24 protein-coding genes are annotated in these 23187 nt (G+C 67.4%); 12 read left to right on the plus strand and 12 right to left on the minus strand.

From position 1 onward, the window contains the following. Nucleotide 1: 1 nt before the first annotated feature. The 4 genes from RMO40_RS23540 to RMO40_RS23555 form a co-directional block, all read right to left on the minus strand. Nucleotides 2-2125, minus strand: coding sequence for an ABC transporter transmembrane domain-containing protein (locus tag RMO40_RS23540; protein ID WP_309726037.1), 2124 nt, complete (start codon nucleotides 2123-2125; stop codon nucleotides 2-4). Continuing rightward, entirely contained in the window at nucleotides 2125-3372 is a 1248-nt protein-coding gene (locus RMO40_RS23545) for a beta-barrel domain-containing protein (RefSeq protein WP_309726039.1), read from the minus strand. The genes RMO40_RS23540 and RMO40_RS23545 overlap by 1 nt, the downstream gene beginning before the upstream one ends. Before the next feature lie 31 nt (nucleotides 3373-3403). After that, nucleotides 3404-3562, minus strand: a complete 159-nt coding sequence (locus RMO40_RS23550) for a hypothetical protein (protein WP_309726041.1) — start codon at nucleotides 3560-3562, stop codon at nucleotides 3404-3406. 121 nt (nucleotides 3563-3683) lie between these two features. Continuing rightward, nucleotides 3684-4469 carry an autoinducer binding domain-containing protein gene (locus RMO40_RS23555; RefSeq protein WP_309726043.1) on the minus strand — a complete coding sequence of 262 codons (786 nt, stop codon included), beginning with the start codon at nucleotides 4467-4469 and terminating at the stop codon, nucleotides 3684-3686. A 196-nt stretch (nucleotides 4470-4665) separates the two neighbouring features. On the opposite strand from RMO40_RS23555, the gene RMO40_RS23560 reads away from it, so the two are divergent. After that, complete coding sequence (locus RMO40_RS23560) at nucleotides 4666-5070, plus strand: DUF4902 domain-containing protein (RefSeq protein ID WP_309726045.1); 405 nt, start codon at nucleotides 4666-4668, stop codon at nucleotides 5068-5070. A gap of 6 nt (nucleotides 5071-5076) precedes the next feature. Here the strand turns inward: RMO40_RS23560 and RMO40_RS23565 are convergent, their stop codons facing one another. Then, nucleotides 5077-5511 carry a GNAT family N-acetyltransferase gene (locus RMO40_RS23565; protein ID WP_309726047.1) on the minus strand — a complete coding sequence of 145 codons (435 nt, stop codon included), beginning with the start codon at nucleotides 5509-5511 and terminating at the stop codon, nucleotides 5077-5079. Between the two features lie 107 nt (nucleotides 5512-5618). Between RMO40_RS23565 and RMO40_RS23570 the strand changes: the two genes are divergently transcribed. After that, entirely contained in the window at nucleotides 5619-6761 is a 1143-nt protein-coding gene (locus RMO40_RS23570; RefSeq protein ID WP_309726049.1) for an SMP-30/gluconolactonase/LRE family protein, read from the plus strand. 228 nt (nucleotides 6762-6989) lie between these two features. On the opposite strand, the gene RMO40_RS23575 is transcribed toward RMO40_RS23570, so the two are convergent. From RMO40_RS23575 to RMO40_RS23595, 5 genes are read right to left on the minus strand one after another with little or no spacing between them, the layout of a single operon-like run. After that, complete coding sequence (locus RMO40_RS23575; RefSeq protein ID WP_309726051.1) at nucleotides 6990-8162, minus strand: ABC transporter permease; 1173 nt, start codon at nucleotides 8160-8162, stop codon at nucleotides 6990-6992. Then, nucleotides 8159-8938, minus strand: a complete 780-nt coding sequence (locus RMO40_RS23580) for an ATP-binding cassette domain-containing protein (RefSeq protein ID WP_309726054.1) — start codon at nucleotides 8936-8938, stop codon at nucleotides 8159-8161. Before RMO40_RS23580 ends, RMO40_RS23575 begins: the two co-directional genes overlap by 4 nt. Beyond that, nucleotides 8935-10380, minus strand: a complete 1446-nt coding sequence (locus tag RMO40_RS23585) for an alpha/beta hydrolase (RefSeq protein ID WP_309726056.1) — start codon at nucleotides 10378-10380, stop codon at nucleotides 8935-8937. The genes RMO40_RS23580 and RMO40_RS23585 overlap by 4 nt, the downstream gene beginning before the upstream one ends. A gap of 5 nt (nucleotides 10381-10385) precedes the next feature. Continuing rightward, nucleotides 10386-10754 (minus strand): glutaredoxin domain-containing protein, encoded by a 369-nt coding sequence (locus RMO40_RS23590; protein ID WP_309726058.1) that lies wholly within the window; start codon nucleotides 10752-10754, stop codon nucleotides 10386-10388. Nucleotides 10755-10813: 59 nt separating this feature from the next. Beyond that, a complete protein-coding gene (locus tag RMO40_RS23595; RefSeq protein ID WP_489660233.1) occupies nucleotides 10814-11671 on the minus strand; it encodes a pirin family protein in 858 nt (285 codons plus the stop codon). 181 nt (nucleotides 11672-11852) lie between these two features. Here RMO40_RS23595 and gstA point away from each other — a divergent pair, with 181 nt between their 5' ends. The 3 genes from gstA to RMO40_RS23610 all read left to right on the plus strand — a co-directional run bounded on the left by gstA (nucleotide 11853) and on the right by RMO40_RS23610 (nucleotide 14756). Continuing rightward, nucleotides 11853-12461 (plus strand): glutathione transferase GstA, encoded by a 609-nt coding sequence (gene gstA, locus RMO40_RS23600; protein WP_309726062.1) that lies wholly within the window; start codon nucleotides 11853-11855, stop codon nucleotides 12459-12461. Further along, nucleotides 12461-12871, plus strand: a complete 411-nt coding sequence (locus tag RMO40_RS23605; RefSeq protein WP_309726064.1) for a hypothetical protein — start codon at nucleotides 12461-12463, stop codon at nucleotides 12869-12871. Before gstA ends, RMO40_RS23605 begins: the two co-directional genes overlap by 1 nt. Nucleotides 12872-12977: 106 nt before the next feature. Further along, nucleotides 12978-14756, plus strand: coding sequence for an AsmA family protein (locus RMO40_RS23610; protein WP_309726066.1), 1779 nt, complete (start codon nucleotides 12978-12980; stop codon nucleotides 14754-14756). Here the strand turns inward: RMO40_RS23610 and RMO40_RS23615 are convergent, their stop codons facing one another. Then, on the minus strand, nucleotides 14757-15467 hold the full coding sequence (locus tag RMO40_RS23615) for a hypothetical protein (protein WP_309726068.1): 711 nt from the start codon (nucleotides 15465-15467) through the stop codon (nucleotides 14757-14759). It abuts the gene before it with no gap. A gap of 81 nt (nucleotides 15468-15548) precedes the next feature. Beyond that, on the minus strand, nucleotides 15549-16898 hold the full coding sequence (pabB, locus tag RMO40_RS23620; protein ID WP_309726070.1) for an aminodeoxychorismate synthase component I: 1350 nt from the start codon (nucleotides 16896-16898) through the stop codon (nucleotides 15549-15551). A gap of 45 nt (nucleotides 16899-16943) precedes the next feature. On the opposite strand from pabB, the gene RMO40_RS23625 reads away from it, so the two are divergent. The 7 genes from RMO40_RS23625 to RMO40_RS23655 all read left to right on the plus strand — a co-directional run. Continuing rightward, the gene (locus RMO40_RS23625) at nucleotides 16944-17453 is read left to right on the plus strand and encodes a chorismate pyruvate-lyase family protein (RefSeq protein WP_309726073.1); all 510 of its coding nucleotides are present in this window, start codon (nucleotides 16944-16946) and stop codon (nucleotides 17451-17453) included. A 134-nt stretch (nucleotides 17454-17587) separates the two neighbouring features. Continuing rightward, entirely contained in the window at nucleotides 17588-18838 is a 1251-nt protein-coding gene (gene bioA / locus RMO40_RS23630) for an adenosylmethionine--8-amino-7-oxononanoate transaminase (protein WP_489660232.1), read from the plus strand. Further along, entirely contained in the window at nucleotides 18835-19506 is a 672-nt protein-coding gene (gene bioD / locus RMO40_RS23635) for a dethiobiotin synthase (protein WP_309726075.1), read from the plus strand. The genes bioA and bioD overlap by 4 nt, the downstream gene beginning before the upstream one ends. Next, nucleotides 19503-20591 carry a J domain-containing protein gene (locus RMO40_RS23640; protein ID WP_309726077.1) on the plus strand — a complete coding sequence of 363 codons (1089 nt, stop codon included), beginning with the start codon at nucleotides 19503-19505 and terminating at the stop codon, nucleotides 20589-20591. Before bioD ends, RMO40_RS23640 begins: the two co-directional genes overlap by 4 nt. An 80-nt stretch (nucleotides 20592-20671) precedes the next feature. Beyond that, the gene (locus RMO40_RS23645) at nucleotides 20672-21208 is read left to right on the plus strand and encodes a porin family protein (RefSeq protein WP_309726079.1); all 537 of its coding nucleotides are present in this window, start codon (nucleotides 20672-20674) and stop codon (nucleotides 21206-21208) included. After that, the gene (gene bioF / locus RMO40_RS23650; protein WP_309726091.1) at nucleotides 21205-22362 is read left to right on the plus strand and encodes an 8-amino-7-oxononanoate synthase; all 1158 of its coding nucleotides are present in this window, start codon (nucleotides 21205-21207) and stop codon (nucleotides 22360-22362) included. The genes RMO40_RS23645 and bioF overlap by 4 nt, the downstream gene beginning before the upstream one ends. A gap of 8 nt (nucleotides 22363-22370) precedes the next feature. Further along, nucleotides 22371-23187, plus strand: an 817-nt coding sequence (locus RMO40_RS23655) for an NADPH-dependent 2,4-dienoyl-CoA reductase (protein WP_309726081.1), incomplete at its 3' end; no start/stop codon positions are given.

The following is a 23187-nucleotide window of genomic DNA, read 5'->3' on the forward strand; positions in this document are numbered from 1 at the left end:
TTTATCGCCCCGCGCCGGTGACGGTGCGGAGCTCTTGTGCCACATGGCCGTCCTTCAGCACGATCACGCGGCTGGCCGAAGCCATGGTCTCGGGGCGGTGCGCCACGATCACCCGCGTGAGGTCGAGCTGGCGAATCGCCTGGTTCACCAGGCGCTCGCGGTCCACGTCGAGCGCGCTGGTCGCTTCGTCGAGGAACAGGATCTTCGGCCGCTTGTAGAGCGCGCGGGCCAGCAGGATGCGCTGCTTCTGCCCGCCTGAAATGCTGGCTCCCATGTCGCCGATCAGCGTGTGGTAGCCCATCGGCATGGCCTCGATCTCGTCGTGTACGGCAGAGAGCTGGGCACATTGCGACACCCAGGCCGGGTCGGCGTGGCTGTCGAAGAAACTGATGTTGTCGGTGATCGAGCCGGCGAAGAGCTGGTCGTCTTGCATCACCGTGCCGATCATGTCGCGCCAGCTGCGCAGGCCGAGCTGGCGCAGCGGCACACCGCCGACGCGGATCTCGCCCGACTGCGGCTGGTGGATGCCCAGCATCAGCTTGAGCAGCGTGGTCTTGCCGCAACCCGAGGGCCCGGCAATCGCGACCGATTCACCCGGCTCGATGACAAAGCTCACGTCATGCAGCACATCGGGCTCGCTGTCGGAGTAGCGAAAGCTCACGCCCTGCAGCTCCAGCCGGGCCGGCAGCTCACTCTCGCGCGCCGGCACGTCGGGCTCGGCTTCGGGCGCGGTGAGCACGATGTCGGCCAGGCGCTCGCCTTGCAGCTTGAGCATCTTCAGCTCGACCATCTTGTCGATCAGGCCGCTCACGCGCAGCGCGAAGGTTTCTTTGTAGGCGAAGAAGGCGAACAACATGCCCACCGAAAAGCGGTGGTCCATCACCAGCAGCGCGCCGACCCAGATCACCGCAATGCGCTCCAGGCCGAACACCAGCTTGTGCATCACGCCGAACATCAGGTCGAGCTTGCGGGTGGCGATGTTGGCGTTCATCGCGTCGACCACACGGTTCATGAACTGCGCCTGGCGGTCTTCCTGCCGGTTGAACAGCTTGATCGACTGCACGCCGCGCAATGACTCCAAAAAGTGCGTCGAACGTTTGGCGTCGTGCACGATGGCTTCTTCGGTCGCGTCGCGCTGCGGGCGGAAAAAAGCCCAGCGCAGCAGCGCATACACCGCCACGCTGCCAAAGGCGATGGCCGTGAGCGTGACGCTGTAGAAGCACATCACCGCAAACGTCAGCACCACCAGCAGGCCGTCGAGCACGGCTTCGATGAAGCTGGTGGTCAGCGTCTGCTGCATCTGCTGGATGGCGCCGAAGCGCGACATGATGTCGCCGGTGTGGCGCTTCTCGAACCAGCTCACCGGCAGGCGCATCAGGTGCGCAAACACGTTCGACAGCCACTGCAGGTTGAGCGTGGCCGACAGGTACAGCACCGCCCACGAGCGGATGGCGGCCGTGGCCACCTGCACCAGCACCAAGAGGCCGAAGCCGATGCCCAGCGTGATGAGCAGGTCGCGGTCGGCGCTGACGAGCACGCTGTCGACCGTCCACTGCATGAAAAACGGCGTCAGCAGCATGAAGGCTTCGAGCGCCAGCGCCATCACGAAGATCTGGCCCAGTGAACGCTTGAGCCCGACCACGTGGCCGAGCAGCTGGCGTGTGCTGACCGCCTGCTTTTCCTCTTGCGGCTTGAAGTCGGCCGCGGGCGACAACTCCAGCACCACACCGGTGAAATGTTTGGCCACCTCGGCCAGGCGCAGACGGCGCACACCACGAGCGGGGTCGTGGATCGTGACCCAATCGCCGCGCAACTCGGTCAACACCACGAAGTGGTTCAGGTCCCAGTGCAACACGCAGGGCAGCTGCAGCTGCGGCAGGTGTTCCATCTCGGCGCGCAGCGGGCGTGGGCTTAAGCGCAGCTGGCTCGACATGCGCACCAGGTCGATCATCGTCACGCCCTTGAGCGACAACGAGAAGCGCTTGCGCAGAGTGGGCAGGTCGGTGCGCAGGCCATGCTGGGCGGCCACCATCGCAAGACACGCGAGGCCGCATTCAGCGGCCTCGGTCTGCAGGATCAGCGGGACTCGGCGCCCGCCCCAACCCAGGTTCAACGCGTCCAGCATCACACGCGGCCCGTGATGCTCAGCACAGGCTCGAAGATCCATTCGATCAGGCGGCGGCGGTCGAGCAGCACGTCGGCATCGAGCTGCATGCCCGGTGCCAGCGGCTGCGCCTGGCCATAGGCCTGCACCGCCTGCTGGTCGAGTGCGACGGTGATTCGATACAAGGGTTCATTGCTCGGCGGCAGCGCCAGGCTGGCCAGCTCGGCCGCCTGCAAGGGCGTGCGCGACACCTGCATCACGTGGCCCGCCTGGTGGCCGAACTTCTGGTACGGGTAAGCCTGGTAGCGCAACAGCACCGCCTGCTCCGAGCGCAGAAAGCCAACGGCGCTCGACGGCGCAAACAAGTGCGCCTGCAAGCGCGCGTCGGCCGGCACCAGGCTCGCGAGCGCCGTGGCCGGTGTGGCGGTCTGGCCACGCTCGGCGAGCACCGAAGTCACCACGCCGTCTTGCGGGGCGCGGATCACGATGCGCGTCAGGGCTTCGCTCTCCGCCGCCTTCTGCACCAGCTCGGCCATGTCACGGTCGATCTCGCCGAGTTGCGCCTGGCTGCGCAGCGGCAGCTCGCGCAACTGCGCTTCAAGGCCGCCGATTTCGCGCTGCTTGGTGGCGCCCAGGCGTTCCAGCCCCTGCACCTGCGCGCGCAGGCCGAGCACTTCTTCGGCCTTGGTTTGCACCTGGGCCGACGATACAAAGTTTTCGTTGCGTAACGACTCCAGCCGCGCCTGCGCCTGCTGGGCGAGGCCGAGGCGCTCACGTTGCAAATCGGCCTCGGTGCCGAGCTGCGCCAGCTCGCGCTTCATGTCGCTGATCTGTTGCAGCAGGGCGGCCGATTGGGTTTGTTGCAACAAGGCCTGCTGCTGGCTCGAGGCCTTCAGGCTGCGCTCACGCGCGGCGAGGCTTTGTTGCACGGCGGCCTGTGTGCCGCCCTGGAGCGTGGCCCGCTCCAGAGACAGCACAAACAGCACGTCGCCTTGCCGTACCGCCTGGCCTTCGACCACGTGCCGTTCGACCACCGTGGCCGCCTGCGGTGTCACCAGGCGGATCACGCCGCTGTCAGGCACCAGGTAGCCGCTCACGCGCGCTTTGCGCGTGTACTCGCCGAGGCTGAGGTACGACACGACCGCCACCGTCGTGGTGACCACGAAAACGGTGAGCACCGTGAACGACACCGGTCGAATCAGCTGAATGCTGCCCAACCAGCCCTGGCGCCGGCCTTCGACGACTTCAGGGCGGAAGAGGTTGGGCATGGCTCATCAGACCAACGACGGCGCAAAACTTTTACCAGTTGTTGACTGGAATCAGCGTGGAAATGCCACCGCTGACCTGACGAAGCGCCTCGGCATCCAGCACCATGGGTGGCTGAACACCAGAGGGCGTTTGCCCGGTAGGCGTTTGGTTCGAAGAGGCGGGAACAGTTTGGTTCGTGGTGGGCTGCATGGTCGGCTCCTGTTGGCACAGTGCACAAAACCCTGTGCACTGACGCCATTGCAGCAGTCGCATCCGCCATGCGTAACTGTCAGCTCTTACAGGATGACAAACCCCAAGAATCCGGCGGTATCTAGCGGATCAAACCCAAGCGCAGAGCTTTCAGCACGGCCTGGTGCTTGTTTACGCACCCCAGCTTGTGCATCGCGTTGTTGGCATGGAGCACGGCCGTCCGCTCACTGATTCCCAAGACGTTGGCAACCTCCCAGGCCGTTTTACCTTCCATCGTCCAACGCAGTGTCTCCAGCTCTCGAGGAGTCAAAGAAGGCCTCCCGGCATCACTCAACGAAGGAACCAAGATTCGCATGGCTGCCTCCTGCGCATGCACCGCGAACAGCTGCACCGCTGCCACCATTCGCGTCAACTCGTTCGGGTCATTTGGCAAGGCCTGGTCGCGATCAACACCCAGCACAAAATGCCGCCCTTCCGGCATGTGCAGCGCCAAAGAAATACCGCAGCGATAGCCAAAGCGCGCCTGGATTTCCCACATGTCACCGTGCTCCGCCTTGGTGTACGTGGACTGATTCCAAATGATGGGCACGCTCTTGTGTTTGCAGTGCTGAATGACCGGATCGCTCTTGCCCTTGCCACGGTCACTGAACGTCGCTCGGTAGGCTGCAGGGGTGTTATCGACGGTGATGAACTCCGGCTCACCCAAGAAGTGATCCACCACCGCAATAGCTCCGAAAGTTTCGAACCCCAACTGGCGCGTGAAGTGAACGAGCTGGCTCTGCAACTCGTCCCGAGTCTTGGCCTCTAGCACTGACAAATACCCACTTTGGAGCATGTTCTCCACCGCTTTGCGACCTACTGGCTTGGTGACGCACTGCTCTGCGTCGATCGCCAGTGGCTTCGACATCGTGAGGGCTGTGCAGAGCTCGCACTAAAACACATTATTCAGAAACCATCAAACCGTCACCCAAGGTCTCCGAGCGTCTGGAAGCCCCACCCCTGACAACGCTTACACCTGTCATCTCTGACAGCTGCCAGCTCTTACAGCTGTGCCGGCCTCGCACCTGATCACATGATCCGTCCACCAACAAAAGGCCTCCATCATGCTGCGTCCTCAAACCCGCCCGCCCCAGACCACCCCCGCATGGATCGTCTGTGCGTGGCCCCCTGTCACCTGCCCCGTGGTGCAGGCGCCCGAGCTGCACTTTGTGCACCTGGGTACCCGCGTGCTGAACCCGGGTGACTCCGAAACCCCCACCACCGGGCAAACGCTCTGGGGCGGCCCGTCGGGCGATGGCGCCGCCGGTGACGCGTGGGACTGGGTGCAGATCCAGGACGGCGTGGTCGCCATGGCCGACCCGTTCGGCCTGGTCACCAACCTGCAGCTCGTCGGGGCGCAAGGCCAGGTGCTGTCGGGCTTCGAAGCCACCATGCGGCTCAACGAGCTGGTGCACGCGCTGCCGTGGCAGAACGAGGTGCAACGCGCGCTCGCCCGCGTCGAACACTGAAGGCCTCTAGCGCCCGCCGGGGCGCAGCATCTCGATGTGCGGGATGCCGTCTTCCATGTAGTCCTCGCCCACGGCCGCGAAGCCGAACTCGCTGTAGAAGCGCAGCAGGCGCGACTGGGCCGAGATGCGGACGCCCTGCCCCGGGTGCAGCTCGCCCGACGCAGCCAGCACGCGGCGCACCAGCTCGCGCCCGAGGCCGGTGCCGCGCGCGGCGGCGGTGGTGATCACCCGGCCCATCGAAGGCTCGGCGTACTTGATGCCGGGGTCGACCAGGCGCGCATAAGCGAGCGGCAAGGCGTGCGCAGGCGACCAGGCGGCCACGTGGTACGACTGTTCATCGGCCTCGTCGGCGTCGAGGTAGACGCAGTTCTGCTCGATCGAAAACACCTCTTGGCGCGCGCGGTAGATGCGCGCCAGCTCGAGGGCGCCCAATTCGGGCAAACGCAGATGCCTCCAAGTCAAGGCATGCCAACTCAGGGAAACAACAGGCTGATTCATGCCCACATCATGCGCATACTCGCAGCCCCATCCAACGCAGGAGATTCCCGATGCGCCGCTTGCTGACCGTGTTGCTGCTCGCCGTGGCCGTGCTGGCCGGCTACCTGCTGCTGTGGCCGGTGCCGGTGCGGCCGGTGGCGTGGGCTGCGCCGGCCGCGCCGGGTTACGTCGGGCCGCACGCGGCCAACACGCGCCTGGCGGGGCTGGCGTCCATCGCGCTTGGCAGCCACAGCGGGCCGGAGCACATCGTCTTGCGTAATGGCTGGCTCTACACCGCGGTGGAAAGCGGCGCCATCGTGCGCCTGCGCCCCGACGGCTCGGAGAGCGAGGTGCTGGTGCAGACCGGCGGCCGCCCGCTGGGTTTTGACTTCGACGCCAACGGCGCCATGGTCATCGCCGACCCGATGGCAGGCCTTCACGGTGGCCTGTTCCGTTTCACCGGCAGCGGCTCGGGGGCCAAGCTGGAGCTGCTCAGCAACCGCGTCAACGACAAGGGCGCCAACAGCCCGATCCGTTATGCCGATGGCGTGGTGGTGGCCAAGAGCGGCAAGGTCTATTTCACCGACGCTTCGCAGCGCTTCGGCGCCAAAGACTCGGGCGGCACCTTCAACGCAAGCGTGCTCGACATCGTCGAACACCAGGCCACCGGCCGCCTGCTCGAATACGACCCGGCCACCAAGATCACCCGCGTGGTGCTGGCCGACCTGAGCTTCCCCAACGGCCTGGCGCTGAGCGACAGCGAACAGCATGTGTTCGTCGCCGAGACCGGCAAGTACCGCATCTGGAAAGTGGCGGTGACCGCTGCCGACCTGAGCGCCAAACAACCGGTGGCCAGCGCCAGCGTGCTGCTCGACAACCTGCCGGGCTATCCCGACAACCTGATGCGCGGCCAGGGCGGCAAGATCTGGGTCGGCCTGGTCAAGCCGCGCGGCGCCTTCATCGACAACACCGCCGGCAAACCTTGGTTGCGCTCGCTGTCGATGCGCCTGCCCAAGGCGCTGTGGCCGGTGCCGCCGGCTTACGGCCATGTGTTTGCCTTCGACGAGTCGGGCAAGGTGCTGGCCGATCTGCAAGACCCGAGCGGCGCCTACCCCGACACCACCGCCGTGACCGAAACCGACGACCGGCTTTATGTCCAGAGCCTGCATGCCAAGACCTTGGGATGGATGGACAAAAAGAAAGCGGGGCTGTGAGGGCGTGATCGCTTCAGGCCCTGCCGTTCGGGCCGCGCCTGTCGAAACCCTGCTCGCTGCGCGACTTCGCTCGGCAACCCTTCGACGGACGGGCCTTCGACAAGCTCAGTCCCTGCTCAGGGCGAACGGTTGGAGGTGTCCCGTTTTCATCCAGCTTCAGCCCCTCTCCGTTCGGGCTGAGCCTGTCGAAGCCGGCTCAGGGCGAACGGGTATCAAAGGACCACTGTCTCAGCGCACCGCCGCGCTGCGCAAACGTTGGGCCACGAAGGCCACGCACACGGCCGTCAGCAGCACGCACACCAAGAGCGGCACCGCCACCTGTTCGAGGCCAAAGCCCTCGCCCTTGAGCACACGCATCATCAGCGTGTACTGCGCAAGCGCCGGCAGCCACAGGTGCCACGGCGCTTCACCGCTCTGGTTGAAGGTGGTCACGAGTGGCAGCAACGACACCCCCAGCACCACCAGCGTGCTGCTGGCCTGCGCTTCCTTGAAGCTCTTGCAGCGAATGGCCACCGCCATCAGCACGGCCGACAGGGCCGCGGCAAACGGCAACAGCACCGCGAGAAACAGCAAGGCCTCGCGCAGGCCGAACTGAAACAACGCCTGCAGCGTGTCGCTGCGCAACAGCCACTGCGCCGGCAGGAAGCTCATGCAGCTCAGCACCGCAATCAGCATCGCCAGCGACGCCACCGCACCCCACTTGCCGAGCACCAGCGCAGCGCGTGCAGCCGGTGTCATCAAGAGCGGCTCCAGCGAGGCCCGCTCGCGCTCGCCGGCGGTGGTGTCCAGGGCCGCGTTGAGCGCGCCGTACAACACCGCCATCAACACGAAGAAGGGCAACATGCCGGTCAGCTGCGCGGCGCGTGTCTGCGTGCTGGCGAGATCGCGCTCTTGCACCAGCAGCGGCTGCAGCAGCTCGGGCGACACACCGCGCATCAACCAGCTGAGTTGGCCGCGCTCGCGGCCATAGGCGTTCACCAGCTGGGCCGCGCGGTTGGCGCTGGCCTGCGATGAGCGGTTGCCACTGTCGGAGATCACCTCCACCACCGGCTGTTCACCGGCCAGCAGCAGCGCCTCGAAACGCTCCGGCAAAAGCACCACCGCGTCGGCCAGCTTCGAGCGGCGCAACTGCGTTTCGTAGTCGGCCGGTGCGGGCTTGACGCTGTAACTCTGGCGCTCCAGAAAGTTCTTCAGGCCCGGCGCGTGTTCGATGCCGGCCACCACCACCTCGCGCCGCTCGGCCTGCGCTTCAAACGACGCCAACAGGCCCGAGAGCGCAATCAACACCATGGGCCCGAGCAACACCGCCGAGATCAGCACCATCATCAGGGTGCGGCGGTCGCGCAGCGCGTCGACCAGCTCCTTGCGGTACACCGCCAGCGCCACGGCAAGCGCCTTCATGCGGCCACCTCGCCGGGAAACGCGAGCTGCACAAAGGCCTGCTCAAAGTCGCTCTGCCCGGTTTGTTGCAGCAGCTGCACCACGCTGCCATTGGCCACGGTGCGGCCGTGCGAGACCACCACCACGTTGTCACACAGGCGCTCCACCTCTTGCATGATGTGGGTCGAAAACACGATGCACTTGGCGCCACCTTCGGGGGTGCGCAAAAAGCGCAGCGTCTCGCGCAGCGCGCGGGTGGCCAGCACGTCGAGGCCGTTGGTGGGTTCGTCGAGCACGATGTTGGCGGGGTCGTGCACCAGCGCGCGGGCCAGCGCGGTTTTCATGCGCTCACCCTGGCTGAAACCTTCGGTGCGGCGGTCGAGCAAGGCCGTCATGTCGAGCATGCGTGCCAGACCCTCGGCACGCTCGGCGGCCGCCTCGCGCGCCATGCCTTGCAAGGCGCCGTAGTAGACGATGTTCTCGCGCGCGGTCAGCCGAGGGTAGAGCCCACGCGAATCGCTCAGCACCCCCATGCGCGCCTGCGCTTCGCGCGGGTGGCGGACCACGTCGATGCCGTCCACCACCATCTGCCCCGCGTCGGGCGTGATCAGCCCGGCCAGCATGCGCAGCGTGGTGGTCTTGCCGGCGCCGTTGGGCCCGAGCAGGCCGGTGATCTGGCCATTGGGCGCGTCGAAGCTCACCTCGCTCACGGCACGCACCGGCTCTTGCGTGCGCCGAAGGCGCCAACCCACGCGCGGCGCGGCAAACTGTTTGGCCAAGGCGCTGATGACGATCATGGGCGGTGATCCGGCTTCAGCGGCTGAAACACCGGCGGGCGCGGGAGGGCCTGCACACAGCGCACGTCAACCGCCAGCGCCGCCGCGTCATCGTCTGCGTCAAAAAATCGTTGCATCAGCTCGGGCATGCAGCCCAGGCCCATCACGCCATGGCCTGCGTGGGGCACCACGACATGGCGCGCCTGGGCACCCAGCGCCTGCGCCACCCGCGCACCGTGGCGTGGTGGCGTCGCAGGGTCAAGGCCGCCGCTCAGCAGCATCGCCGGTGCCCGGCTCGCCGGCAAGGTGTAGAAGGCCGCGGGCAACTCACCGCGCGGCCAATCAGCACACACCCGCTGGTACAAGCGCGCGCCCTGGTCGCCAAAGTTGGCGCCGGGTGTGTCGGTGCTTTTTGCGAGGCGCGGCACGTCTTCGGCACACACCACCGAGAAGTGCATGCCCGCCGCAATGCCCATGCCCTTGCGTGCCGACAAGCCACTGCCCAACGTCAACACCGCCTGCACCCGGCCCTGCGTGGCTTCATGAATCGCCACCGGCAGCGCCTGCGCCAGCACCGGCACATACAGGGCGCTGCGAACCGCCTGCAACACCATGTCGCGCGTCAGCGTGAAGCTCTCGGGCTGGCCGCTCAGCGGGTGCAGCACCGTCACCCGCTGCGGCAAAACTTGCAGCCAGCGCGCCCACTCGGCGCGCAAACCGGGCGCGAGGCGCTGGCAGGTGGCATCGGCCTCGCAGGCGTTCAGCATGGCCTCGAACGCCGCCTGGCCGTCGGCTGAAAAACTCGCGGGCAAGACCATGTCGGGTGGCGCCACGCCATCGAGCACCACACGCCGCACGGCTTGCGGAAACTGGCGCAGGTAGTCGAGACCGGCACGCGTGCCATACGACGCCCCGACCAGGTTGATGCGCTCGGCACCCAGCTCGCGGCGCACGGCGTCGAGGTCTTGCATCGCGATCGGCGTGGTGAAAAAACGCAGGTCGCCGTAGGGCAACTTCTGCAGCTGCTCGCGGCACCGGCGCAGCAGCGCGAGCTGGCGCTCGGGGTCGGCCTGCTCGGCCACGGTTTGATGGCGTGGGTCTTCGCACTCCAGCGGCGCGGAGCGGCCGGTGCCACGCTGGTCGACCAGCACCAGGTCGCGCCGGTTGTTGAGCCGCGCAAACAGCGGCAACACGTTGCCGGCCAGCGCGGTCGCGCTCTGCCCCGGGCCGCCCGCCAACAAGAACAAGGGGTCGGGCAGCTTGCGCCGCGCGAGCGCAGGCACCACCACATAGTGAACGCTGATCTTCACGCCCTCGGGCCGCGCCGGGTCGAGCGGGCGCTGCACCTGCCCGCACAGCACCTCGTGGCGGATGCCGGCCACGCGGCAGGGCTCGGGTTGGGCCGCTGCAGCATGGCCCGCCGCCAACAGACCCGCTGCAGCAAACAGCGCGCGTGCCAGCATCGGCTTCACTGCCCCAGCAGTCGTTTCAGTTCACCGCTGGCGATCAGCTTGTTCAGGTCGCTCGCGCCGCCCACCAGCTGGCCCTTGACGAACACCATCGGGAAGGTCGGCCAGCCGGTCCACATCTTCAGCGCGTTGCGGCGGCGCCATTCGCTGAAGTAGCTGCCGTACTCCAGGTACTGGTGCGCCACACCGGCCCCGGTCAAGCCCTTGCGTGCCTTCTTGCACGCGGGGTTCAGCGCCATGCCGACCACCAGCACCGGGTTCGACGCGGCCGCCGCCTGCACGTTGTGCACGATGTCGGCGTGCAGGTTGGTCACCCTGTCGCGAATGGCCGGGTGCAGAAAAGACTCTTCCAGGATCTGACGGGGCATGGGGCGCGCTCCAACTGCAAAGGCGCGAGCTTAAGCTCCCTCGCCCCAACCCACGGCGCTCATGTCGCCAGCACCCCGCTCTGGAAGTCTTTCACCGCCTGGAAGATCTCCTGCTGCGTGTTCATCACAAACGGCCCGTACTGCGCGATCGGCTCGTTGAGTGGCTGGCCAGTGATCAGCAGCACCTTGGCCGCTTCGTCGAGCGCGCGCAGGCGCACGCCATCGGCCGCCCTGTCGTTCACGAGGATGGCCATGCGCTCGCTGTCGACCCGCATGCCTTCGACCTCGACCGCGCCACCATGCACGTAGATGAAGGCGTTGTGCGTGGCCGGCACCGCCTGCTCGAAGGCCGCGCCTGCCGGCAAGTTGATGTCGAGGTACAGCGGCTCGGTGGTCGGGCGCGTGACGGCACCGGCCACGCCGTGGCTCTCACCCGCGATCACGCGCACCGACACGCCGCCTGGCAGCGTGAACACCGGCACATCGGCCGGAGGCACGTCGCGGTAGGCGGGGGCCGTGAGCTTGTCCTTGGCGGCGAGGTTCACCCACAGCTGGAAGCCGGCCATGCGGCCCTCTTCCTGCTCGGGCATTTCGGAATGGATGATGCCGCGGCCCGCCGTCATCCACTGCACGCTGCCGGGCTCGAGCAGGCCGACGTTGCCCACGCTGTCTTGGTGGCGCATGCGCCCGGCCAGCATGTAGGTGACGGTCTCGAAGCCGCGGTGCGGGTGGCTCGGAAAGCCGCCGATGTAGTCCGACGCGCTGTCGCTGCCAAAGGCATCGAGCATCAGGAAGGGGTCGAGGCGCTTTTGAAGCGGCTGCGTCAGCACACGGGTGAGCTTGACGCCGTCGCCGTCGGAGGTGGGTTGGCCGCGCACCAGGCGCTCAACCCGACGCGGGCTGGTGAGGGTGGGCATGGAGGTGGGGGTGGGGGTCGACATGCAAACGACTCTACGCCGCCCACCCCGGCTGCGACATCTGAGTTTTTGCATGCTGCACTCAAAAGCGATGCAGCCTGCGGGCATGCCGCGCCGGCCGCTGCACGAGACGGGAGAAAGCGGTGTAATGAAGGCCCCTCCCGTTCGACCAAGGTTCACCATGAAGCTCTACTACAGCACTGGCGCGTGTTCCCTGTCGCCCCACATTGCCCTGCGCGAAGCGGGCCTGCCCTTCGAGCTGGTGCTGGCCAGCACCAAGACGCACCAACTCACCGACGGCACCGATTACTACACGATCAACCCCAAGGGCTATGTGCCGCTGCTGGAGCTCGACAACGGTGAGCGCCTGAGCGAAGGCCCGGCCATCGTGCAGTACATCGCCGACCAGGTGCCGGCCAAGAACCTCGCGCCGGCCAACGGCACGATGGCGCGCTACCGCCTGCAAGAGTGGCTGACCTTCATCGGCACCGAGATCCACAAGAGCTTCAGCCCGCTGTTCGTACCGAGCACCACCGATGAGGTGCGCGCCGCCGCCAAGACGCGATTGCGGGGGCGCCTCGGCTACGTCAACGAGCAGCTCGCCGGCAAGGAATACCTGCTGGGCGACACCTTCAGCGTGGCCGACGGCTACCTCTTCACCGTGACCAACTGGGCCCGCCCCACCGGGGTCGACATCAGCTCGCTCGCCCACCTCAACGCCTTCATGGCGCGTGTGGCGGCACGGCCTGCGGTGCAAGAGGCCATGAAGGCCGAGGGGCTGCTCAAGTGATGCCGCTCTGGGCCGCCGCCGCCGTGGCGGGGGTGGTGAGCGCCACGACCGGAGCGCCGCCCGCCGGCCCGTACGACGCCCGGCTGTGCGTCGCCGTGTCGACGCAGGCCGCCAACTGCGGCCCGGCCGAAGCGCTGGTGGGCGCCGACGGCGGCCTGCGGGTGCGCATCCACGACATCGCCTACCACCTGAGCTTCGAACAAGGCGCGCTGCTGGGCATCACCACCCACGGCAACATGCAGGTGGCCGACTTTGTGTCCAGCTACCGCTGGGCGGGCACGACGCTGATGTTCGGCGACGGCCCGCGTGGCCTGCAGTTCGAGCTGCAGCTGTTGCCCCGCTCGCCGCGCCCTGGGGCGAGTGCCACGACAGACGCAGACTCGGCCACCAAGGCCAACAACAGCCGCTGAACGCTCGGCGACACCCCGCCGTCCTACAACCGAACGCGGCCTTGGCCGGGCGCGCGGCGCCGCTGGCGCAGCCACCATCGGCCAAGCCCGCCCTTTCCCTCTGCTGATGACCCTGCTGTCACGCCTGCTTGCCGCGCAGCCCAGGACGAAGGTCGCCGTGGGCGGGCTGCTTGCGTTGCTGCTGTTCGTGGCCGTGTTCGACTGGAACTGGTTTCGCCCGGCGCTGGAGCACCACCTGAGCCAACGCTCGCACCGCGCGGTGCGCATCGACGACCTGCGCCTGCGCCTGAACGCCCGGCTGCAACCCGTGGTGCGCCTGCGCGGCGTGCACATCCAGAACGCGCCCTGGGCCGGCACCCAACCCTTTGTCGTGGCCGGTGAAGCCGAGTTCACCTTCGAATGGCTGAGCCTGTTCCAGCGCGTGAAGCTTGTGTCCCACCTGCGGCTGGTCGATGCCGACATCCACCTCGCCCGCCAGGCCGACGGCTTGCGCAACTGGCGCCTGACCCGGCCCGACGACCGCGGCCCGCCGCGCCTGCAGGTGATGCGGCTGGAGCCGGTGCGCAGCAAGCTCCAGGTGGTGCACCAGGGTATCGGCCTCACGCTGCAAACCACGTCGAGCCCCTTGGCGCAGGCCGATGGCGAGTTCACCCAACGCATCGGCTTCAGCGGCAGCTTCCGCGAAGGCCGCTTCGCCGGCGAGGCCCTGGCCGGCCCGGTGCTGAGCCTGCAGCGCACCGGCGAGTTTTTTGCGGTGCGGGGCGAGGCCCGCTCGGCCGAAACACGGCTGCGCGCCGACGGCCGCATGGCCGACCTGATCCGGTTCGGCGGGCTCGATGCCCAGCTGCGCTTGAACGGGCCGAGCCTGGCCCAGCTGAAGCCGTTTTTCCCCGACCACGGCTGGCCAGCCACCCCGCCCTACCAGGCCGAGGCCCGCGTCAGCAAGCAGGGCACGGCGCTCCACGCCCAGGCCCTGCGCATCACGCTCGGCCGCTCCGACGTCGCAGGCGAGCTGCGCTACGACCCGGCAGGCGAACGCTCCACCGCGCAAGCCACGTTGCACAGCCAACAACTCCACGTCGCCGACCTCCTACGCCCCAGCGCGCCCGCCGCTGCCACGGCGCGGGTGTTGCCCCCTGCCGCCTTGCCGCTGGCGCCCCTGAAGCTCATCGACGCCACGCTGGCATGGAAGATCGACTCGCTGCAAGCGCCCGGCCTGCCCGGGCTGACCGGCCTGCAGCTGCGCGCCACCCTCGACCAAGGGCAACTGCAGGTCGCCCTGCAAGACACCCAGCTGGCGGGCGGTCGGCTGAGCGGGCAGTTTGTGCTGGACAGCCAGGCCGCGTCGCCCCAGGCGCGCCTCGAGCTGCAGGCCAAGAACCTGCGGCTCGAAAAGATGCTGCCCGCGCCGGCCCGCATCGAAGGGCCGGTCAGCGGCCAGCTGAAGCTCAGCGGCCACGGCGCCTCGGTGGCGGCCTGGCTGGGCAGCGCCAGCGGCCGGCTCGGCCTGGCCTTGCCCAGCGGCAGCCTGAGCCCCGTGCTCGACGCCAAGCTGGGCCTGAACGCCGGCAAGCTGCTGCGCTCGTACTTTGCGGACGACAAGGCGGTGCCCATACGCTGTGCCGCGTTGCAGATCGACTTTGCCGACGGCAGCGGCCGCGTGCGCCAGCTCGTGCTCGACACCGAACGAACGCGCGTCGACGGCCTGGGCCAGGTGCAGCTGCGCGATGAAAGCTGGTCGCTGCTGCTCACGCCGCAAGCGCACCAGCGCGCGCTGCTGGCCTTGAACTCGTCGTTGCGGGTGCAAGGCAGCTTTCGTGATGCCGGCATCACGCTGGTCGACCGCCAGCCCATCGACACGGCTGCGGCCAGCGGCTGCGATTGATCAGCGGTCGGGCGGCCCCTCGCCCAGCCACGCCTGCACCTCTTCGCTGCGCCAGCCTTCCACCGGCGTGGCGCGTGCCAGTGCCATCCACAGCGGCAGCGACATCTGCATCGCCCGCTTGGGCGCAGGCCGCAGCACCTCGAGCTGCGCGCCCTGCGCCGCCATCACACCGAACTCGCGCGGGATCTCGTCGGCCTGCGCAATGCCGTGCGCGATCACGTACCAGCACTCGCTGCTCAACTGCAGGTAGGCCGCACGCTTGGCCTCGCGCCGCAGGTCGGAGAGCAGGTCGCTGCGGTGCACCTTGACCTCATGCACGATGGGCTCCAGGTAGGCCTCGACCGTGGTGTGGCGGATGGAAAACACATCGGGCATGGCCATCGCCCACCGGCTCTCATCTCCGTCGTCGACCTTGGCGCGCAGGCTTAAGGCCCGCCACGCAATGCGGCCGGCGCGTGTCATCTCGCGCGACACGCGGTCGACCAGGTCTTCGTGCGCGTCACGGCGAGCGCGGTTGCGTTGCAAAGTCTCGGCAAGGTGGTTCACGCCGCCATCGGTGACACGCAGCGTTTCGTGCCCGCTGGGGTGGCGAACCCGCTCCAGCCAGCCTGCGGCCAGCAACTCCACCTCGATCAAGTCGTGGCAAGGCCAGCCGGCCGAGCGCCAGATCTCGCGCAGGCGGCGGCTGTGGGCGGCGGTCAGCGTGGCCATCAGGCCTCCCGCCGGGCCGCCCCAAGGGAGGCCTGCGCCCCCTCGGGGGGCCGTGAGCGGAGCGAGCGTGGGGGCCTCATCTCAGCTGCTCAGCGCCTTCAAGAGCAGGCGGCCTTTGGCCTCGGTTTCGGCCAGCTCCTGCGCGGGCACCGAGTCGGCCACCACCGCGCCGCCGAGTTGCACCATCACCCGCTCGCCGTGAACGATGGCGGTGCGGATCACCACCGACAAATCCATGTCGCCCGCCGCATCGAAATAACCGATCGCCCCCGCATACGGCCCGCGCCGCACCGGCTCCAATGATTCGATGATCTCCATCGCGCGCACCTTGGGCGCGCCCGTCATCGAGCCCGGTGGCCAGCAGGCGCGCAGCAGGTCGGCCACGCTCGCCTCGTCACGCAAACGGGCGCGGATGCTCGACACCAGCTGCCACACACTCGGGTGGGCCTCGGCCTCGAAGAGTGCATCGACTTTCACACTGCCCACCAGCGCCACACGGCCCAGGTCGTTGCGCATCAGGTCGACGATCATCAGGTTTTCGGCGCGGTCTTTCACGCTGGCCAGCAAGGCTTCGCGCTGTTGCGCATCACGCGCCGGGTCGGCGTCACGCGGCAGCGTGCCCTTGATCGGGCGCGCGGTCACTTCACCCGCTTCGAGTTTCAGAAAACGTTCGGGCGACACACTCGCGATCGCAAACCCGTCGCCCGGGAGGTAGGCGGAAAACGGCGCCGGGTTGTGCGCGGTGAGGGCGCGATAGAGCGCAAACGCGTCGCCCTCGAACGCGCCTTCGAGCCGGTGCGACAGGTTGGCCTGGAAGATGTCGCCAGCAGCGATGTAGTCGAGCACCTGCTGCACCTGGGCCAGGTAGGTCGGAGCAGGCGTGCGCGAGTGCATGGTGCCGGCGTGGAAACGAGTGGCCTCCGGCGCTGGCGTTTGGGCCCGTTGCAGCGTCGCATCCCACACCCGCACACGCTCGCCCGCATCGGCCAGGGTGCAGAAGTACCACTGCGCATGCGCGTGGTCAAACGCGAGCACGTGATCGCACCAATGCAGGCGCATCGTCGGCAGGGGCGGGTCGTCGGCCGCGAGCGTGGGCAAACGTTCGACAAAGCGCGCCAGGTCGTAGCCGAGGTAGCCGATCAAACCCCCCGCAAAGGCCAGCCCCGCGGGGCGCGCGCCCACATCGACGGCCATGCGAGACAGCACCGCCTGGATCGCCTCGAACGGGTCGGCCCAGGTGTCGGTCACGTGGCCGCTGGCGTCGCTCAAGCGGGTGAGCTCGCCGCGTGTTTCCAGGGTGGCGAGCGCCGGCCCGGTGACCCACGACCAGCCGCTCAGGCCTGGCATCGCCTTGCTGCTTTCCAGCAGCACCATGCCATCGTGCGCACCCAGGCGCGCACAGATGTCTTGAGGGCTGCCCACGAGAGGCACGGGTACGATCCTGGGTTCCATTTCGGCAAGCTGAAACTAGAGCGCATGAGTGTAGAGCGACACCTTTTCCCGAGTGACACGCAGGCAGCGCTGCTGCGCATGCTGTTGGCCCTCGACGGCTCGACCACCCGCGTCTGCGAAGCGCTGGCCCAAACGCCGGTGCAGCTGCAGCTGATCTCCCAGCAACAAACGCAAGACGTGCCGGCCGCAGTTCGTGAGCAACTCGGCGGCAGCGCCTGGCTGGTGCGCGTGACCAGCCTGCACGCCCACGGCCGGGTGTTGATGGACAACCTCTCGTTCACCCGCCTCGACGCCGTGCCCGACGGGTTCTTGCAGCGCCTGAACGAAGGCACCGCGCCCATCGGCCATTTGCTGGCGCGCCTCTTCGTGCGGCGCGAGCCAGTGGTCGGCTCTGCGCAGGTCGAGCAGATGTTGTGGCAGCACGTCGGCCTGCCCGATGCACGCGCCAGCCGCTGTTATCGCATCGTCACCGAACAAGGGCCGCTGATGATGATCTTCGAGGCCTATCGGGCGGGCATGGTGGCTGCAGCATGACAGAGCCCGAGCGCACGGCAGCCCGAAGCCGGGCTCATCCCCCCGGGGGATCGTCCGCGGTACTCCGCGAACGAGGGGCCGACATCCCTCTGATCGAACGCAGCCGCCAAGCGGTGTGGCACCCATGCAGCCAGATGAAGCAGCACGAAACCCAGCCGCTGCTCGCCATCGACCGTGCGGAAGGCGTGTGGCTCTACGACAGCGACGGCAAGCGCTACCTCGACGGCATCAGCTCCTGGTGGGTCAACCTGTTTGGCCACGGCCACCCGCACCTCAAGACCGCGCTCAAGCAGCAGATCGACCAGCTCTCGCACGTGATGCTGGCCGGCTGCACCCATGCGCCGGTGGTGGAGTTGTCGGAACGCCTGGGCGCACTCACCGGCCTCGGCCATGCGTTCTACGCGAGCGATGGCGCCTCGGCCACCGAGATCGCGCTGAAGATGAGCGCGCACTACTGGCGCAACCTGGGGCGTGCGGAGAAGTCGCGCTTCATCGGTTTGGAACACGGTTACCACGGTGAAACGGTGGGCGCGCTGTCGGTCACCGACATCCCGTTGTTCCGCGAAGCCTACGGCCCGCTGGTGCGCGTGAGTGCCACGGTGCCCAGCCCCGATGTGCGCCTGGCCGCACCCGGTGTGTCGGCGATCGAACACGCTCGCCTCTGCGCGCAGGCCTTGCAGGCCTACCTCGAAGCGCATCACGCCGAGACGGCCGCGCTGATCGTTGAGCCCCTGGTGCAATGTGCCGCCGGCATCGCGGTGCACGACCCCGAGTACCTGCGCCTGGCACGTGCCCTGTGCGACCGCTTTGAAGTGCACCTGGTGGCCGACGAAATCGCTGTCGGCTTCGGTCGCACCGGCAGTTTGTTCGCACACCAGCAGGCGGGCATCCGGCCCGACTTCATCTGCCTGTCCAAGGGGCTGACCGGCGGCACGATGGCGCTGTCGGCCGTGCTCACCACCGACACGGTGTACGACGCGTTCTACGACGACCGCACCGCACGCGGCTTTTTGCATTCGCACTCGTACACCGGCAACCCGCTCGCCTGCCGCGCGGCGCTGGCCACGCTGGAGATCTTCAGCCAAGAAGACTGGATGGCGCGCAACCGCACCACTGCCGCGCGGCTCAACGCATTGTGTGAACCATTGGCAAAACACCCGCAGGTACTTCGCTCACGCCAGCTCGGCATGTTGTGGGCCTTCGACGTGGCCACCGACGACCCGACGTTTGCACGCCGTTATCACGCGGCGGCGTTGAAACACGGCTTGATGTTGCGCCCCATCGGCAACACGCTGTACTTCATGCCGCCCTATGTCATCGACGAGAGCGAATCCCGCTGGCTCGCCGATGGCGCACTCGCCGCCTTGAACGAGACATTGGCATGAGCAGTTACTTCATCACCGGCACCGACACCGAAGTCGGCAAGACGCTGATCAGCTGCGCCTTGCTGTTGCACCTGCGCAAGACCCACCCCCGCGTCGTCGGCATGAAGCCGGTGGCCGCGGGCACCACCCCCGAGGGCGACAACGAAGACGCGATGGCCCTGCGCGCCGCCGGCTCGATCCGCGTGCCGCGCGAACTCGACAACCCCTACTGTCTGCCGCTCCCGATGTCGCCGCATTTGGCCGCACGCGCTGCCGGCCAACGCATCGAGGTCGCGCTGCTGGTCGAGCGCTACCGCCAGCTGGCAGAGCAGGCCGACGCCGTGGTGGTCGAAGGCGCGGGGGGTTTCCACGTGCCGCTCAACGAATCACACACCGGCGCCGACCTCGCCCAAGCGCTGCAACTGCCCATCGTGCTGGTCGTCGGCCTGCGCCTGGGCTGCCTCAACCACGCGCTGCTGACGGCCGAGGCCATTCACGCGCGCGGCCTCACGCTGGCAGGCTGGGTGGCCAACCGCATCGATCCTGAGATGCAGGCCCAAGAAGAGAACATCGCCTACCTGCGCGAGCACTTGAAAGCGCCGCTGTGGGCCGATGTGGCGCGGATGGCGCAGCCGCGACCGGCCGGCATCGAGTGGCTGCCAGCAGCGCCCGGAGCCCCCCATCCATGACCCAACACACCATCCGCATCGCCAGCAGCCAGGGCACCGCCACCCTGTCCAAGGGCCAGAAAACCTTCAACCGCCTGATCAAGAAGATCGAAGACCAGCGCAAGCTGCTGCAAGTCTGGCAAGACACGCTGCCGCGTTTTCAGGCCCGGCGGGTTGCGGAGTACGCCCCCGCGGTGAATGCCTACAACCAGCTCCGCGAAGACTTCGTGCGCATGCTCGACGCCGCCCATGGCGCCACCGGCCTCACCAAGACCGAGCGGGCCAAGCTGAGCGACATCATTGCCTCGATCGTGAACGAACTGCTGGACCTCGGCGAGACGCCCGAGCTCATCGCCCTGTACGACACGCATAACGAAGTCAGCTTCGCCGAAGAAGAGCAGATGGCGGCCGAATCGGACAAGGCCCTGCTGCAAGACATGTTTGGCATCGAGCTCGAAGACGACAGCGAACTCAACACGCCCGAAGAGGTGGCCGCGCTGGTGCGAAAGAAGCTGTTCGAGCCCCAAGACGCCGAGCCGATGGAACCTCCCCGCCCCCGCAAAGTTTCGGCCAGAACCCGCGCCCGCGAGGCACGCGAGAAAGAAGAAGCCCAGGGCGCGAGTCAATCCATCCGCGAGGTGTTTCGCAAGCTTGCCAGCGGCCTGCACCCCGACCGCGAAACCGACCCCGCCGAACGCACCCGCAAAACGGCCTTGATGCAGCGTGTCAACGCCGCCTACGAAAAGAACGACCTGCTGGCCTTGCTGCAGCTGCAGCTGGAGGCCGAGCAAATCGACCACGCCGACATCGCCGCCCTCTCCGAATCGCGCCTGAAGCACTACAACAAGGTGCTCACCGAGCAGGCCATGGAACTCGACATGGAGCTGGCCTCCATCGAAGCCTCGTTCAACAGCGGTGACCCTTTCTCACGTCGCCGTGTGCACCCCGCGCTGGTGCTTCAATGGTTGGATCAAGACATCGCCCAGATCAAAGCCGCCACCGCCGACATCCGGCACGACCTCACCGCCCTGCTCGACATCAAGCGCCTCAAAGCCAAGCTGAGGCACTACCGCATCGAGCGTGATGACGAGGTGCGCTTCCTCTGAGTCGCATTTGCTAACGAGGTGGCCGAACGCCACTCCTAAAATCGCCCGCCGCAACACCGCCCACTCACAGGAGAACCCTCATGAAAAAAACACTGCTCGCACTCGGAGCATTCCTGACCTGCAGCTCCACCCTGGCCCAGGTTTACGTCGGCGCCAGCCTCGGCCTCACCCAGCAAGACCCCAACTGCGGCGGCTGGTCGAGCTGCGACAAGAGTGACACCGGTCTCAAGATCTACGGTGGCTACAAGCTCACGAAGGAATGGGCGGTGGAGCTCGCCTACACCGACTTCGGTTCGGTGGGCCTGAACAGCGGCCCCTTCTCGGGCAGCTATTCGGCCAGTGCCTTGTCGGCCGGTGGCGCGTTTTTCCTGCCGCTCGCGCCCAAGTTCACCGGCATCGGCCGCTTCGGCCTGGCGTCGGTCGATGGGGACTACTCCGCGCCCTTCGGCAACTCAGGTTCAGAGAGCAGCATCGAGCCTTACGTCGGCCTCGGCATCGCCTACACGCTCACGCCCAAACTCAGCCTGACCGGCAGCTTCGATTACGTGAACGTCGACTACCCGCGCGGCTCGGGCAGCGCCAACTTGTTCGGCGTCGGCCTGAGCTACGCCTTCTGACGGACCACTTCGAAAGCCGCCTCGCGGCGCTCGACGCGCAGCACCTGCGCCGCAAGCGCCGTGTGGTCGACGTGAAAGACGGGCCGCGCCTGCAAATCGCCGGTGCGCGCGTCTTGTCTTTTGCGAGCAACGACTACCTCGGACTGGCCCAGCACCCGGCGCTGATCCGTGCGGCGCAAGAAGCCGCCGCACAGTACGGCGTGGGCACCACCAGCTCGGCTCTGCTGAGCGGCCACGAAGCGCCGCATGAAGCGCTGGAGCATGAGCTCGCCGCTTTTGTCGGCCGCCCCCGTGCACTGTTTTTCGGCGCGGGCTACATGGCCAACGTGGGCCTGGTGCCGGCGCTGGTGGGGCGGGGCGACGCGGTGTTCAGCGACGCCCTCAACCACGCCTGCCTGATCGACGGTGTGCGGCTCTCGCGCGCCGAGGCGCACATCTACCCGCACCACGACCTGGCCACACTCGCGCAGCAGCTGGTCGCGTCCAAGGCGGACAACAAGCTCATCGTCACCGACGCCGTGTTCAGCATGGACGGCGACATCGCCCCGCTGCACGCGTTGCTCACCTTGTGCGAAGAACACGACGCGCTGCTGCTGATCGACGACGCCCACGGCTTTGGCGTGCTCGGCCGCGAAGGGCGTGGCACCGCCGTGCACCTGGGGCTGAACTCACCGCGCCTCGTCTACATGGCCACGCTGGGCAAGGCGGCCGGCTGTGCGGGTGCGTTTGTCGCCGGTGAGGCCAGCACCATCGAGTGGGTCTTGCAGCGCGCACGCACCTACATCTTTGCCACCTCCACGCCGGCGATGGTGGTGCAGGCGGTGCGCGCCAGCCTGAAGGTGATCGCCGCCGAGGGCTGGCGGCGCGAGCAACTCACGCGCCTCATCACCCGCCTGCGCGCCGGCACCGCCGGCCTGCGTTGGCAACACCCCGCATCAGAGACGGCCGTGCAGCCGCTCATCATCGGCCACAACGCCGACGCGCTGGCCGTGATGGCCACGCTTGACGCACAAGGCCTGTGGGTGCCCGCCATCCGCCCACCCACCGTGCCCGAAGGCACGGCGCGGCTGCGCATTTCGCTCTCGGCCGCACACAGCGAGGCCGATATCGACCGGCTGCTGGAGGCCCTAACATCGCGCGTCGACACTTCCTGACCCACGCCATGCAGCCCTACCCCCACCTGCTCGCGCCGCTCGACCTGGGTTTCACCACCCTCAAGAACCGCGTGCTGATGGGCAGCATGCACACCGGGCTGGAAGACGGGCGCAAACATTTCCCCGCGATGGCCGCCTTCTTCGCCGAGCGAGCGCGCGGTGGCGTGGGCCTGATGGTCACGGGCGGTTTTTCGCCCAACATCGAAGCCTGGCTCAAGCCCTTCGGTGGCACGCTGAGCACCAGCGGTGCGGCCAAGCGCCACAAGATCGTGACCGACGCGGTGCACGCCGAGGGCGGCAAGATCGCGCTGCAAATCCTGCATGCCGGGCGTTATGGCTACCAGCCATTTTGTGTGGCGCCGTCGCGCATCCAGTCGCCGATCTCACCCTTCACGCCGCGCGAGCTGAGCGCGCGCGGCGTCGAGCGGCAGATCCGCGCCTTCGTGCGCTGCGCCAAGCTGGCGCGTGAAGCGGGTTACGACGGTGTCGAGGTGATGGGCAGCGAGGGCTACTTCATCAACCAGTTCCTCGTCACCCACACCAACAAGCGTGACGACGAATGGGGCGGCGCTTACGAAAACCGCATGCGTCTGGCGGTGGAGATCGTGCGCCGCACACGCGAAGCCGTGGGGCCCGACTTCATCATCATCTACCGCCTGTCGATGATCGACCTGATCCCCGACGGCAGCTCCTGGCCCGAGGTGGTGATGCTTGCCAAGGCCATCGAACAAGCCGGCGCCACGATCATCAACACCGGCATCGGCTGGCACGAAGCGCGTGTGCCCACCATCGCCACCAGCGTGCCACGCGGGGCCTTCGGTTGGG

Source organism: Rhizobacter sp. (assembly GCF_031412075.1).
Lineage (GTDB): Bacteria > Pseudomonadota > Gammaproteobacteria > Burkholderiales > Burkholderiaceae_C > Rhizobacter.

Excerpts from the sequence above, each read along its gene's own strand:
- RMO40_RS23540 (WP_309726037.1), bottom strand. The coding sequence starts at position 2,125 with ATGCTGGACGCGTTGAACCTGGGTTGGGGCGGGCGCCGAGTCCCGCTG.
- RMO40_RS23545 (WP_309726039.1), bottom strand. The coding sequence starts at position 3,372 with ATGCCCAACCTCTTCCGCCCTGAAGTCGTCGAAGGCCGGCGCCAGGGC.
- RMO40_RS23550 (WP_309726041.1), bottom strand. The coding sequence starts at position 3,562 with ATGCAGCCCACCACGAACCAAACTGTTCCCGCCTCTTCGAACCAAACG.
- RMO40_RS23555 (WP_309726043.1), bottom strand. The coding sequence starts at position 4,469 with ATGTCGAAGCCACTGGCGATCGACGCAGAGCAGTGCGTCACCAAGCCA.
- RMO40_RS23560 (WP_309726045.1), top strand. The coding sequence starts at position 4,666 with ATGCTGCGTCCTCAAACCCGCCCGCCCCAGACCACCCCCGCATGGATC.
- RMO40_RS23570 (WP_309726049.1), top strand. The coding sequence starts at position 5,619 with ATGCGCCGCTTGCTGACCGTGTTGCTGCTCGCCGTGGCCGTGCTGGCC.
- RMO40_RS23575 (WP_309726051.1), bottom strand. The coding sequence starts at position 8,162 with ATGAAGGCGCTTGCCGTGGCGCTGGCGGTGTACCGCAAGGAGCTGGTC.
- RMO40_RS23580 (WP_309726054.1), bottom strand. The coding sequence starts at position 8,938 with ATGATCGTCATCAGCGCCTTGGCCAAACAGTTTGCCGCGCCGCGCGTG.
- RMO40_RS23585 (WP_309726056.1), bottom strand. The coding sequence starts at position 10,380 with ATGCTGGCACGCGCGCTGTTTGCTGCAGCGGGTCTGTTGGCGGCGGGC.
- RMO40_RS23590 (WP_309726058.1), bottom strand. The coding sequence starts at position 10,754 with ATGCCCCGTCAGATCCTGGAAGAGTCTTTTCTGCACCCGGCCATTCGC.
- RMO40_RS23595 (WP_489660233.1), bottom strand. The coding sequence starts at position 11,671 with ATGCCCACCCTCACCAGCCCGCGTCGGGTTGAGCGCCTGGTGCGCGGC.
- gstA (WP_309726062.1), top strand. The coding sequence starts at position 11,853 with ATGAAGCTCTACTACAGCACTGGCGCGTGTTCCCTGTCGCCCCACATT.
- RMO40_RS23605 (WP_309726064.1), top strand. The coding sequence starts at position 12,461 with ATGCCGCTCTGGGCCGCCGCCGCCGTGGCGGGGGTGGTGAGCGCCACG.
- RMO40_RS23610 (WP_309726066.1), top strand. The coding sequence starts at position 12,978 with ATGACCCTGCTGTCACGCCTGCTTGCCGCGCAGCCCAGGACGAAGGTC.
- RMO40_RS23615 (WP_309726068.1), bottom strand. The coding sequence starts at position 15,467 with ATGGCCACGCTGACCGCCGCCCACAGCCGCCGCCTGCGCGAGATCTGG.
- RMO40_RS23625 (WP_309726073.1), top strand. The coding sequence starts at position 16,944 with ATGAGTGTAGAGCGACACCTTTTCCCGAGTGACACGCAGGCAGCGCTG.
- bioA (WP_489660232.1), top strand. The coding sequence starts at position 17,588 with ATGAAGCAGCACGAAACCCAGCCGCTGCTCGCCATCGACCGTGCGGAA.
- bioD (WP_309726075.1), top strand. The coding sequence starts at position 18,835 with ATGAGCAGTTACTTCATCACCGGCACCGACACCGAAGTCGGCAAGACG.
- RMO40_RS23640 (WP_309726077.1), top strand. The coding sequence starts at position 19,503 with ATGACCCAACACACCATCCGCATCGCCAGCAGCCAGGGCACCGCCACC.
- RMO40_RS23645 (WP_309726079.1), top strand. The coding sequence starts at position 20,672 with ATGAAAAAAACACTGCTCGCACTCGGAGCATTCCTGACCTGCAGCTCC.